Origin of the sequence: Mycobacterium sp. (assembly GCF_036488105.1) — a bacterium.
Taxonomy (GTDB): Bacteria; Actinomycetota; Actinomycetes; order Mycobacteriales; family Mycobacteriaceae; genus Mycobacterium.
Genome location: NZ_DASXHW010000253.1, coordinates 22,652 through 34,947 on the forward strand (window position 1 = coordinate 22,652; position 12,296 = coordinate 34,947).

At 66.9% G+C, this 12,296-nt stretch carries 9 protein-coding genes and 1 pseudogene; 5 read left to right on the forward strand and 5 right to left on the reverse strand.

Annotated elements, in window-relative coordinates:
* Positions 1-3: 3 nt before the first annotated feature.
* From VGH54_RS13240 to thiC, 3 genes are read right to left on the reverse strand one after another with little or no spacing between them, the layout of a single operon-like run.
* A complete protein-coding gene (locus VGH54_RS13240) occupies positions 4-627 on the reverse strand; it encodes an alpha/beta family hydrolase (protein ID WP_331512471.1) in 624 nt (207 codons plus the stop codon).
* Positions 627-1,457: a bifunctional hydroxymethylpyrimidine kinase/phosphomethylpyrimidine kinase gene (gene thiD / locus VGH54_RS13245; RefSeq protein ID WP_331512463.1), complete on the reverse strand. Its 831-nt coding sequence runs from the start codon at positions 1,455-1,457 to the stop codon at positions 627-629. The genes VGH54_RS13240 and thiD overlap by 1 nt, the downstream gene beginning before the upstream one ends.
* On the reverse strand, positions 1,454-3,088 hold the full coding sequence (gene thiC / locus VGH54_RS13250) for a phosphomethylpyrimidine synthase ThiC (RefSeq protein WP_331512464.1): 1,635 nt from the start codon (positions 3,086-3,088) through the stop codon (positions 1,454-1,456). The genes thiD and thiC overlap by 4 nt, the downstream gene beginning before the upstream one ends.
* Before the next feature lie 262 nt (positions 3,089-3,350).
* Between thiC and VGH54_RS13255 the strand changes: the two genes are divergently transcribed.
* The 4 genes from VGH54_RS13255 to VGH54_RS13270 all read left to right on the forward strand — a co-directional run bounded on the left by VGH54_RS13255 (position 3,351) and on the right by VGH54_RS13270 (position 8,776).
* A complete protein-coding gene (locus VGH54_RS13255) occupies positions 3,351-4,022 on the forward strand; it encodes a PAS and ANTAR domain-containing protein (RefSeq protein WP_414688701.1) in 672 nt (223 codons plus the stop codon).
* A gap of 127 nt (positions 4,023-4,149) precedes the next feature.
* Positions 4,150-4,521 (forward strand): STAS domain-containing protein, encoded by a 372-nt coding sequence (locus VGH54_RS13260; protein WP_331512465.1) that lies wholly within the window; start codon positions 4,150-4,152, stop codon positions 4,519-4,521.
* Positions 4,518-8,438, forward strand: a complete 3,921-nt coding sequence (locus tag VGH54_RS13265) for a SpoIIE family protein phosphatase (RefSeq protein ID WP_331512466.1) — start codon at positions 4,518-4,520, stop codon at positions 8,436-8,438. Before VGH54_RS13260 ends, VGH54_RS13265 begins: the two co-directional genes overlap by 4 nt.
* Complete coding sequence (locus tag VGH54_RS13270) at positions 8,435-8,776, forward strand: STAS domain-containing protein (RefSeq protein ID WP_331512467.1); 342 nt, start codon at positions 8,435-8,437, stop codon at positions 8,774-8,776. The genes VGH54_RS13265 and VGH54_RS13270 overlap by 4 nt, the downstream gene beginning before the upstream one ends.
* A 3-nt stretch (positions 8,777-8,779) precedes the next feature.
* Here the strand turns inward: VGH54_RS13270 and VGH54_RS13275 are convergent, their stop codons facing one another.
* A complete protein-coding gene (locus VGH54_RS13275; protein ID WP_331512473.1) occupies positions 8,780-9,058 on the reverse strand; it encodes a hypothetical protein in 279 nt (92 codons plus the stop codon).
* On the opposite strand from VGH54_RS13275, the pseudogene VGH54_RS13280 reads away from it, so the two are divergent.
* Positions 9,005-9,196: pseudogene (locus tag VGH54_RS13280) on the forward strand (hypothetical protein); the annotation flags it as partial. The gene VGH54_RS13275 and the pseudogene VGH54_RS13280 overlap by 54 nt on opposite strands.
* Here VGH54_RS13280 and VGH54_RS13285 read toward each other — a convergent pair.
* A partial coding sequence (locus VGH54_RS13285; protein ID WP_331512468.1) for a cation-translocating P-type ATPase occupies positions 9,120-12,296 on the reverse strand: 3,177 nt, incomplete at its 5' end. The pseudogene VGH54_RS13280 and the gene VGH54_RS13285 sit on opposite strands and share 77 nt — an antisense overlap.

The window sequence follows — 12,296 nt, forward strand, 5'->3', positions numbered from 1 at the left end:
CGCTTACCCGCGGCCAAGCAGTCGCAGTGCCGCGGCCACCGCCAATCCGGGCACATCGAGTGTCTTGGAGCCCAGATCGTGCCGCGCACCGGCGATCTCGACGATCTGCGTCGGCGCGGGAATCAACGCCGCGGCGCCGCGTACCTCATCCGGAGTGCCGAACGGATCCGACGTGCCGTGAGTGAACACTGTCGGCGCCGCGATGTCGGGCAAGTGTTCGGTGCGGGCGCGTTCGGGCTTGCCCGGCGGATGCACCGGATAGGAGAACAACGTCAGCACCTCGACGTCCACTTCTTTCGCGGCCACCACCATGGACGTCATCCGGCCGCCGTAGGAATGGCCGCCGGCGATCAGCGGGCCGTCGGCCAAGCCGCGGCAGACGGTGATGGCCTCGACAATGCCGGCGCGATCGCCTGTCCCCGAACCCGAGGGCGGGCCTTTGGCTCGTCTCCGCCGGTAGGGCAGGTTGTAGCGGACGGCAAGCCAGCCGCGTCGGGCCCACTCGTCGCAAAGTCTTTGCAGCAGCGGCGATTCACTGTTGCCGCCGGCGCCGTGCGTCAGCACCACCACACCGGCCGGTGTTCCGTCCGGTTCGTGGGCGACGCCCGCGATCTGCCCCAGGTCGATCACGGGTGCAGCCTAAACAACGGAGATACCGGGCCATGGCCGTGTCCGAGTGGATAGGAGTTCCGCAGGCATTCGGTGACCCAGCCTTTGGCGAACGAGACCGCGTCGAGCACCGGGTAACCGTGCGCCAGCGCGCAGGCCGTCGCGGCGGCCAATGTGTCGCCCGCGCCGTGGTCGTTTGTGGTGTCTACCCGCGGTGCATTGAACTCGTGAAAGTCGTTGCCATTGAACAATAAATCGGTGCTGCTGGTCGACCCTTGCAGGTGTCCGCCCTTGACCATTGCCCATCTCGGCCCCAGCGCGTGCAGGGCGCGAGCCGCATCGGCCTGAGTTTTCGCGTCGACGACGTCGATACCGACCAGCAGCCGTACCTCGTGCAGATTGGGTGTCACCAAGGTCGCCAGCGGAAACAGTTCGGCCCGAAGCGAATCCAGTGCGGGGTCATCGAGCAGAGGATCGCCGTGCATCGATGCAGACACCGGGTCGACCACCAGTGGCACGCCGGCACCGTGCTCGCGCCAACTCTGCGCGACCGCGTTGATGATCTCGGCCGATGCGAGCATCCCGGTCTTGGCGGCCTGCAGTCCGATATCGTCGCACACCGCCGCGATTTGCGCGACGACCACCTCGGCCGGGATCTTGTGAAAGTCCTTGACGCCCACCGAGTTCTGTACCGTCACCGCCGTTACCGCGCAGAGCGTGTGCACGCCCAGCAGGGTGCAGGTGCGGATGTCGGCCTGAACACCCGCGCCTCCACCGGAGTCCGATCCGGCGACCGTCAGCACCCGCAGTGGCGTCGTACCGGACGGCGCCAGCGGAAGGTAACTCACTGGGCGAGCGGCAGATACACCCGGTTGCCGTGCTCGGCAAACTCGACCGACTTCTCCGCCATGGCGGCCTCGATGGCTTCCTCGCTGTCGAGTCCGTGCTTGGCCGCGTACTCCCGGACGTCCTGGGTGATCCGCATCGAGCAGAACTTCGGCCCGCACATCGAGCAGAAGTGGGCGGTCTTGGCCGGCTCGGCCGGCAGCGTCTCGTCGTGATACTCCCGCGCGGTGTCGGGATCGAGCGACAGTGCGAACTGATCGTGCCAGCGGAATTCGAAGCGCGCCTGCGACAACGCGTTGTCCCGCTCTTGTGCGTGCGGATGCCCCTTGGCCAGATCGCCGGCGTGGGCCGCGATCTTGTAGGCGATCACACCGTCCTTGACATCCTTGCGGTCGGGCAGGCCGAGGTGTTCTTTGGGTGTGACGTAGCACAGCATCGCCGTGCCGGCCTGGGCGATGATCGCCGCGCCGATCGCCGACGTAATGTGGTCATACGCCGGTGCGATGTCGGTGGTCAGCGGCCCCAGCGTGTAGAACGGGGCCTCCTCGCACAGCTCCTCTTCCAGCCGCACGTTCTCGACGATCTTGTGCATCGGGACGTGGCCCGGGCCTTCGATCATCACCTGTGCACCATGGGCTTTCGCGATTTTGGTGAGCTCGCCCAGGGTGCGTAGCTCGGCGAACTGCGCGGCGTCGTTGGCGTCGGCGATCGATCCCGGACGCAGCCCGTCGCCGAGTGAGAATGTCACGTCGTACTGGGCGAAGATGTCGCACAGTTCCTCAAAGTTGGTGTACAGGAACGATTCCTGATGGTGGGCCAGGCACCAGGCGGCCATGATCGAACCCCCTCGGGACACGATGCCGGTCACTCGCTTGGCGGTCAGTGGCACGTACCGCAGCAACACCCCGGCGTGCACGGTCATGTAGTCCACGCCCTGCTCGCACTGCTCGATCACGGTGTCGCGGTACATCTCCCACGTCAGCAGCGTCGGGTCGCCGTTGACTTTCTCCAGCGCCTGATAGATCGGCACGGTGCCGACCGGCACCGGTGAGTTGCGCAGGATCCATTCGCGGGTGGCGTGAATGTCCTTGCCGGTGGACAAATCCATGATGGTGTCCGCGCCCCAGCGGGTGGCCCACACCATCTTGTCGACCTCTTCGGCGATCGACGACGTGACCGCCGAGTTGCCGATGTTCGCGTTGACCTTCACCGCGAACGCCTTGCCGATGATCATCGGCTCGCTCTCGGGGTGGTTGTGATTGGCCGGGATCACCGCCCGGCCGCGGGCAACCTCGTCGCGGACCAGGTCGGCCGGCATCTGCTCGCGTGCGGCGATGTAGGCCATCTCGGCGGTGATCTCGCCGGCGCGGGCCCGCTGCAGCTGGGTGCCGCGGTCGCGGACCACGCCCGGGCGCGCCGACAGGCCGGCAGTCACGTCGATCACCGCGTCAGGATCGGTGTAGGGGCCGGAGGTGTCGTAAAGGTCGAGGTGTTCGCCGTTGGAGAGATTGACCCGGCGGAACGGGACCTTGGCGGCGGGCCCAGCGGGGGACACCTCAAGGTCTCGGTAGATCTTCTGACTGCCGGCGATCGGGCCGGTGGTCACGGTCGGTTCGACTGCTAATTCGGTCATTTCCGGTCTCCCTACGTCGGCATTACCCGGTCAGGTTCTTACGGTCGACGGCCCCGAGCCGTCCTCTCAGCGCACCGGGTGTGCGCTCCCGTGTATCTATTGCGCTTCCACGCTAGCGCAGCCGGAGGGCGGTGCGCAGGCGTGCAGAAATTCGCGGTACCGCTTCAGCGGGTGGCGACCCAATCACGTCACGCCTAATCGGTAGGCAAGCGTGTTCGTGGGTGGAAGGATATGTCGCGTGCGGGAGGTGGCTGGAACAAGCATTGGGATCGATGCCTGGCCAGCTCGGTGGCCGGCGGTCGACGACGAGAAGCCGGGCGTAGGGGCTTTCCGATTCTGGTTCGTCGGCCAACGCTGGGAGTGGTCGGACGAGCTGGCCCGGATGCACGGCTACGAACCCGGGTCCGTCGAGCCCACGACGGAGTTGCTGCTCTCGCACAAGCATCCCGACGACCGCAGTCATGTCCAGGACCTGCTCGACCGGGCACTGTTGTCCCAGGGCTCGTTCTCGGACCGTCATCGCTTCGTCGACACCGCCGGCACCGTGCACGACGCGATCGTGGTGGCCGACCGGATGTCCGACGACACTGGCGCGGTGGTGGGTACCGCCGGTTACTACCTCGACCTCACCGAGACCTTCGTCGAGACCCGCCAGGTGGCCCTCGACGAGGCCCTGCCCGATCTATTCGAGGCGCGTGCCCTGATAGAGCAAGCCAAAGGCCTGCTGATGGCGATCTACCGGATCAGCCCCGAACAGGCCTTCGGCGTGCTGCGGTGGCGATCGCAGGAGACCAACACCAAGGTGCGTTCGCTGGCGAAACAACTCATCACCGAAAACGCCACGCTGCCACCGGCGCCGGCGGAGACCCAAGCCACCTTCGACCATCTGCTGTTAACAGTGCACCAGCGTATTCCCGGTGAATCCACCACGTAAGCGCGCTGCCAGATAGGCTCGACCAAACCGTGGACGGCGGGGTCAGGGCGGCGTTGTTGTCCAGCGGTCTGGACCAATACCCGTGGTCCCAGGCTGACGAATCGAGTGCATCGAAGCGGGTGACGCGATGGAATTGTTGGTGATCGACTCCGAGGTTCGACCGGAAGCCGTGCTGGTGCATGCCGTCGGGGAGATCGATTCCAGCACCGCCGGCGAGCTGCGGTCGCAGTTGCAGTCGGCGCTGCAGCAGGCCGAAAGCCAAGAATCTCGATTGCTGATCCTCGACTTACAAGGCGTGACGTATTTCGGCAGCGCCGGTCTGAACGCTGTGCTGGATTGCCACAAGCAAGGTTTGCAGGCCGGGACGTCCGTTCGGTTGGTCGCCGATAACGGCCTCGTTGTTCGACCGATCGAGGTGACGAATCTGGATAGCCTGCTGGACCTCTATCCCACGTTGCCCGATGCACTGGAAGGCCGTGATTCCGAGCAGGGGTCGTGAGCGGAGAGCAACGCCGCGGCTGGCCACGCGATCCCGAGGTGCTGCCACCTGACCTCGCCGCGGCCGTGGCGCTCGGCGGGCAGATGGGCCGGCGGTTCGCTGAATTCGATTGGACCGCTCATCCCCTCGGCTCGCCGCAGTCGTGGCAGCCGGAAGTGCGGTCCGCGGTCGCGGTGGTGTTGACGTCGCGCTTCCCGATCGTGTTGTGGCTGGGTGCCGAGGATCTGTTCCTGATCTACAACGACGCCTACATCTCGATCCTGGGTGACCGGCACCCGGAAGCGTTGGGCCAGCGCGGCCAGTACGCCTGGTGGGATATCTGGCAGCCGATCAGCCCGATGCTGGCCAGCGTCATCGCGACCGGCGAAGCTACCTGGTCGCACGACCTGATGCTGCCGATGGTGACCGCTGGCCGCCGCCGGGAGCGATATTTCACCTTCACCTACAGTCCGCTGATCGGCGACGACGGCAAGACCTACGGGATTTTCTGTCCATCCTTCGAAACCACCGAACGCGTGCTGAGCGAACGCCGGCTGCATCTCCTCAATGCGGTGGCCTCGGCTGTGATGGATACCAACACGATTGACGATGCGGCCAATGCAACGATCACGGTGTGCGCCGAGCACCCCGCCGATGTGCCATTGGTCGCCGCCTACGTCGGTGATCCCGCGACGGGCGACGTGACCCTTCGCGGAGCGACGCCGTCCGTGCTGCCGTTGTTGCCGAGAACGCTGGCGAAGTTGACCAAATCCGAGGGCGTGCCGCGGACGAGGTCGGAAACGCAGGTCATCCACGACGTGGCCGCCAGGATCGACGGCATCCACGATGTCTTGGCCGGCGACTGTCCCGACCTGGCGCTGCTGCTGCCGTTGGGCGAGGGCCCGGCCGCCGGGGCTCTGCTGGTCGGAACTAATCCGCTCTGCCCGTTGGACGACCAGTACGTCGGCTTTTGCCAGTTGCTTGCCGACCAGTTGTCCTCGGCGATGGCCTCGGCGGTGTCCTACGAGCAGCAGCGGCAGCGGGCGGATGCGTTCGCCGAACTCGACCACGCGAAGACGGCATTCCTGACAAACGTCAGCCACGAGTTCCGCACCCCGCTCACATTGCTGCTGGGGCCGCTCGACGATGCGTTGTCGGACGCCGGCCCGGACAGCGCTCTGACGAATCGGCTGACCACAGCGCGGCGTAACGCCGGACGCTTGCAACGACTGGTTGATTCGCTGCTGGACTTCTCCCGCATCGAAGCCGGGCGCGCCACCGCCGCTTTGGTGTGCACCGATGTCGGCGCGTTGACGTCGGATATCGCGTCGTCGTTCTCCGAACTGTGTCAGCGGGCCGGGCTCGAGTTGGTGCTGGACTGCCGCCCGGCGGTGGCCGACGTAGATCCGGGCATGTGGGAGACCATCATGCTCAATTTGCTGTCCAACGCCGTGAAGTACACGCTGACGGGCTCGATCACGGTCGCTGTACACAGCGATTCGTCGTTCTGCCGCATCATGATTCGTGACACGGGTGTCGGCATCGCCGAGGCGGACCTAAAGCGACTGGGAGAGCGGTTCTTTCGCGCCGACAGTGCGCACGGGCGCAGCGTCGAAGGCACTGGTATCGGGCTGTCACTGGTGCGCGGGCTGGTCGAGCTCCAACACGGAAGCGTGGAATTCGCCAGCGAACTCGAGCGCGGCACCACGGTCACCATCGGGTTGCCGCGATCGGTGGACGGCAGGCCGGTCGGCCATTCACCTGCCGCGCTGCTGGATAACCCGTATGTCGTCGAGGCGGACCAATGGGTGACGCCGTTGGAGACGTCGTCGCAGGACGCTGCGCCGGTGACCGACGGGCGCGAGCTGGTACTGATCGCCGACGACAACGCTGATATGCGAACGCATTTGGAGCGGGTACTGTCGGCGCATTGGCGAACGGTACTCGTTGCCGACGGGCAAGAGGGCATCGAATTCGCTCGTAGACTTCGCCCGAGTGTCATCGTGACAGATGTGATGATGCCGCGGCTCAACGGCTTTGAATTCGTCGCGGCCATTCGTGCCGACCCGGCGCTGGCGGCCATACCGGTGGTGATGTTGTCCGCGCGGGCCGGCGCCGAAGCCATCAGAGAGGGTTTCTCGAGTGGTGCTGACGATTACCTGCCAAAACCCTTCAGCTCACAGGATTTAATCGATCATGTCGCGGCACGGCTGTCGGCCGCCGCGCGCGAACGCGCCAGTCGCCGATCCAGCGACGCGCGGGCACAGGAAGCGCTGAATTTCGCGCAGCTCGACGCGGCTCTGCAGGCCGCCGAGTCCAGTGTCGCGATCGTCGACGCGCTGCAGGGTGCTGTGTACGCCTCCGGTGATCCGCCGATCATCTGTCTGGGGTTGCTCGACGCCGAATCCAAAAACCTCCGCTTCGAATACAGCGCCGCGGTGCCGCCCGAGATGCGCGACCGCTACCACATCGCGTCGATGGACACCCCGATCGTGCCGGTCGACGTCGTCAAATCCGGTCAGCCGATGATCATCACGGACACGCTCAGTCTCGGCTCGCGCTATGGGCATGTGGTGACCGAAACACAGGAGTCGGTGCGCTCGTGCATCAGCCAGCCGCTGCGCGGTCCGGACGGAAAGGTCATTGGTTCGCTCGGGATGCTGTGGTCGACGCCGCGAGAATTCGATCTCGCTGAACTCGATTGGGCCGCCCAGGTTGCCAAGATCACCCAGTCGGCTGTCGACCGTATCCGCAGCGTTCAGCGTGAACATCGGATCGCGGTGGACTTCCAGGACCATCTGCTCGATCTCGACCACGGGTCGACCGCGGCAGTTGTCGCGGCGGTCTACCAACCCGGCGGTGAGGCGATGCGTGTGGGTGGTGACTGGTATCTCGTCGTACCGCTGGCACATCCGGGCCAGGTGGCGATCTCCGTCGGCGACGTCGTCGGGCATGGCCTGCCCGCCGCGATCGCGATGAGCAGGTTGCGTGCGGCGGTGGCGGCCAGCGCGCTGACCGACGCCGACCCGGGGGCGGTGCTGACCTCGTTGGACCGCTACGCGGCGACGGTGCCCGGCGCGCGCTGTGCGACGGTCAGCTACGCGGTGATCGACGACGGCCTGGATCCGGAAGCCGGAGACGGCACTGCCCGCGTCAGCTATTCCTGTGCGGGACATCCCTATCCGCTGCTGGTGACGCCGGACCAACCGCCGGTGTTCCTGTCGGCCGGCCGACGTCCACCGGTGGCGGCCTGGGAAACCCCGCTCGAGCAGAACACCGCCGTCCACGAGTTGCCGCCGGGCAGCCTGATCCTGCTGTACACCGACGGGCTGATCGAGCGGCCGGGGGAGACGCTCGATCAGGGATTCGCCCGGCTGCAAGGCGCGGCCGCCTACCGCGCCGATCTTCCGGTCGGGGATCTGTGCGACGAGCTGCTGGAACGGATGGCTCCGGCCGGCGGCTACACCGACGACGTCGTGGTGTCGGCGCTGCGACTATGCCACACCTCGGCCCGCAGTTTCGCCACCGTGGTTCCCGCCTCGCTGAACCACATCGCCGAGGCGCGACATCGGTTGCGCGACTGGATTTCCGGCGTCGCCGTCGATTCACAGCGCGAATCCGACATCCTGTTGGCCGTCGGGGAGGCGGTGACCAACGCGATCGAGCATGGCAGCGGCGGCGACGCCGCCAAGACGGTTTCCATCGAAGCCTTTGTCCGCGGCCATACGGTCACCGCGACGATCAGCGACGCCGGTCAATGGTCGGGTGATTCGTCGGCCAGCCAACGCACCCTGCGGCGCGGCCGGGGGCTGACGATGATCAACGGCCTGGCCGACGGCGTGAAGACGTCGCGAACTCCGGGTGGCACGCGAATCACGCTGAGCTTTGAGCGTGCGGTTCTTCCCGAGTCCGGTCTGGTGGAGGGCGTGAAATCGTGAGCCGCGCGGAATTTCAGCTGCAGGTCGCAGAGAACGGCGACGGGTCAACACCCGTCGAGGTGACAGTGACCGGCGAGGTCGACGCGTCGAACGTCCGCGCATTCGCCCGATCGGTGCAGGAACTGCCGGGCGCACGGCCGGTCATTCTTCAGCTGAGCAGCATCAAATATCTGGACAGTGCCGGGTTCTCGGAGCTGGATCGCCTGCTCGCGGACGATGCGATCCTCATCGTGTTGGCACCGGACAGCTTCATGTACCGGGTGGCCGAGCTGATGTGCATGCCGATCCACCACGATGTCGAGGCCGCACGCCAAGTGCTGCAGGACGACGCGAGCTGAGGGCTACTCGGCGTCCTCGATGGCCTCGCCGAGCTCCTCGAGCAGCTTGTTGTGATGGTTGGCGGCCAGCAGATGACCTGCCGCGATGACCACGGCGACCGGCCAGTCGATCAGCTCGAATGCAGCTAGAGCCGCTAAACCGCCGTAATAGGCGAGCGCTTCGGGTCGCGGAATTTCGACCTGCCCGATAACCGGCAGGTTGATGGCGAAGGTCTCGCCTTCCCGGATATGGGCGACGGCATCTGCCTGAGAGGTCTCGCGCCGCGTGTTCTTTTCGGCCATCATTTGCCTTTCAGTAACGTAAGCGTTGCCATTGTGACTGGTGATGCGGTCACTGTCGGGGTTATGTCGACGACCGATTCTCTCGCCGACCCACTAGGCGGAGCTGTGGCTGGCCTTCTGACCGTTCCTTTGATCCAGTTGTACGCCGTTCTGTGGCGCGTCGGCGCTGTGGAGGTCGTGGCGACTCGGTCGGAGTCGGATCAGCGGCCTCAAGCTCCAAGGGGCGCTTATCTGCGAAGGCGCGGGTCGCGACGGCCATCGCGGCGGTCGCAACCCCGGCTGAGCCCAGCGCCTGCCCCCAGGCCAGCGGGCCCAGCGGGGTACAGCCAAGCAATTGGCTGACGCCGGGGATGCTGATCAGGGTTCCCATCACGGCCAGCGAGCCGCCCGCCGTCAACACCACCAGCGGAGTGTGTGACTCGAGCAGCGTCTGACCCAGCTGAGCCGACACCAAGGCGACCAGTGCCACTGTTGACGCCCGTTGCGGCCGCCCGGTGAACCCGGCCATTGCCCATGCCGCCGTCGCAGCGGCCGCAGTGGTGGCGCCGCGGACGGCGACGGCGCGCCACAGCGCCTGCTCGTCGGGGCCGCGGCCTTCGGTCTGAACCGGTCCGCTCGGCTTGCTGACCGCCAGGGCCGCGGCGGGCAGCGCGTCGGTGAAGATGTTCACCAGCAGCAGTTGCCGGGTGTTGAGTGGCGAATTGCCGGTGATCGCGGCGCCGATGATCGCGAACGCGACCTCGCCGGCGTTGCCGCCGAGAAGCACCGACACCGCGGCCTGAACCCGCCGCCACAGCTCGCGGCCTTCCTCGATCGCGGTGAGCAGCGCCTCGATGCGCGCGTCGACCAGCACCACGTCGGCCGAAACACTCGACGAATCGCTCCCGCGGGCGACGACGCCTATGCCGACGGTCGCCGCCCGGATCGCTGCGGCGTCGTTGGAACCGTCGCCGACCATGGCGCAGACCTTGCCGACGCGTTCCAGCGTCTGGACGACCTGCACCTTGTTCTCCGGCGACATCCGGGCGAAGATCACCCGCTCGGTGACCGCCCGCTCCTGATCCCTGCGCGACAGAGCATCCCAGTCAGCTCCGCTGATGACCTCTTCCGCCGTCACCGACATCCCCAGTTCCCGCGCGATCGCCGTGGCGGTGATGGGGTGGTCTCCGGTGATCAGTCGGATGCCGATCTCGCGCTCAGCGAGCCCCGCCAGCAGCGCGGGGGCTTCGGCCCGGGGCGTGTCGGAAAGCCCGAGGAAGCCCGCGAATGTCAGCTCGCCGCCGGCCAGGTCGGCGATGGTGTCTTCGTCCTCCGCGACCAGCTGTGCCTGCTCCTGCGTCAGCCGGCGCCGCGCAACGGCGATCACCCGCAGCCCCTCGGCCGCCAGCTGACGCACGGTGTTGTCGATGTCCGGCCCGACGTCGTTGCACGCGGCCAGAACGACTTCGGGTGCGCCCTTGACGGTCAGCTCGTCGCCGAACACCGACGCCGAGAACGACCGGCCCGACCGGAACGGTAGATGCGCGTCGGCTTCGGGCGCCGGGTTCGAGCCGTTGACCGCCTGCGCGGCCTCGATGATCGCGCGGTCGGTCGCGTGTATCTGCGGTCCGCCGTTGGCGTCGGGTGCGGCGAGCGCCGCGCAGCGCAACACGTCTTCGCGTGAATAGCTCGCCGCGGGATGCACCTGCGATACCCGCAGGCGGTTTTCGGACAGCGTCCCGGTCTTGTCAAAGCACACCACGTCGATGCGGCCCAACGCCTCCACCGATCGCGGGACACGAACCAGTGCACCGTAATTCGTCAGCCGTCGAGCCGACGCCGCCTGGGCGAGGGTCGCCACCAGCGGCATTCCCTCCGGCACCGCCGCCACCGTGATCGCGATCCCACTGGCCACGGCCTGACGAATACCCTTGCTGCGCAACAGGCCAAGGCCACTGACCAGTAGCCCGCCGGTCACGCTGACCGGGAACGCCCGGTTGGTCAGTTGGCTGAGCTGATGTTCGAGTCCGATCTGCGGAAGCTCACTGGACACCAGGTCGGCGGCGCGGCGCGCCTGGGTGTCGGCGCCGACGGCGGTGACCAGCGCCACCGCGGTGCCCGCCACGATGGTGGTGCCGCCGTAGAGCATGCAGCGGCGCTCGGCCAGATCGGCGCCCGGTGTGGACTCGACCTGCTTCTCCACCGGCAGCGACTCACCGGTGAGGGTGGATTCGTCGACCTCGAGGTCCTCTTCCTCGATCAGCCGAGCGTCGGCGGGCACCACTTCGTGGGTGCGCACCTCGATCACATCGCCCGGCCGCAGTTGCGCGGCCTGCACATCGGTGTAGACCGGCGACCCGTCCGGGTCGAACGTCACTTTGCGGGCCGGTGGAATCTGTTGAGCCAGCAGCTCCTTCAATCGGCTTTCGGCGCGCAGCCGCTGGCTGGCCGCCAGCATGGAGTTTCCGGTGAGCACCGATCCGACCAGCACCGCGTCGACCGGCGAGCCCAGCACCGCGCTCGCCGCCGAGCCGAGAGCCAGCACCGGGGTCAGCGGATCGGACAGTTCGGCGCGCACCGCCTTGGCGAATTGCCAGACCGCCTGTCGCGGGCGCCCGGTCAGCTCGGCACCACGCTGGGCGGTTTCCTTTGCCCGGGTGGCGATGCCGTGCCGCGGCTGCTCTGTCTGTTCGGCGTCCGGTGGCGGCAACATCTTGCGGACCTGCTCGATCGACATGGCGTGCCACTCGTGCATCGGAGCCGGCAGCGGGGCCGGTGTCCGCAGCACCCGGCGGGCCATCAGATAGCCCGACAGCAGACCGGCGGCCGCGCCCGTCGTCACCGGGCCCGGCCCGCGCCCACGCACGCCGGGGACCATCAGCAGCGCGCCCAATGCCGTCGCGCCGGTTGCGATCTCGATTCCGCGCCGGCTCGCCGATTTGGCCGCCGGAACGGCGTGCAACAGCCGCCACACGCCGTCGAGGTCGCTCAGGATCAGATCGGCCGTCCAAGGCGGCGGCTCCCCGTCGGAATTCGGCATTACGCCCAGCCCGACATCGGCCGACGAAAGTGCTTGTGCGGCAGCCGAAGACACGGCCGCGACGGTGCGGCCCGATTGCTGCAGATCAGTCAGCGCCGCGGCGAGCGCAGTGTCGATGGACGCCCTCTGCAATGGCCTCAGCTCGTCGAAAGCGGGCTGCAGCTCGCCGAGATCGTCGACGCCGACGGAGATCAATTCCAGGCCGGCCCGACGCGCCTC

Bases quoted from the DNA above. Each gene is read 5' to 3' on its own strand.
- thiC (WP_331512464.1), bottom strand. From the start codon at position 3,088: ATGACCGAATTAGCAGTCGAACCGACCGTGACCACCGGCCCGATCGCC.
- VGH54_RS13260 (WP_331512465.1), top strand. From the start codon at position 4,150: ATGGAATTGTTGGTGATCGACTCCGAGGTTCGACCGGAAGCCGTGCTG.
- VGH54_RS13275 (WP_331512473.1), bottom strand. From the start codon at position 9,058: ATGGCCGAAAAGAACACGCGGCGCGAGACCTCTCAGGCAGATGCCGTC.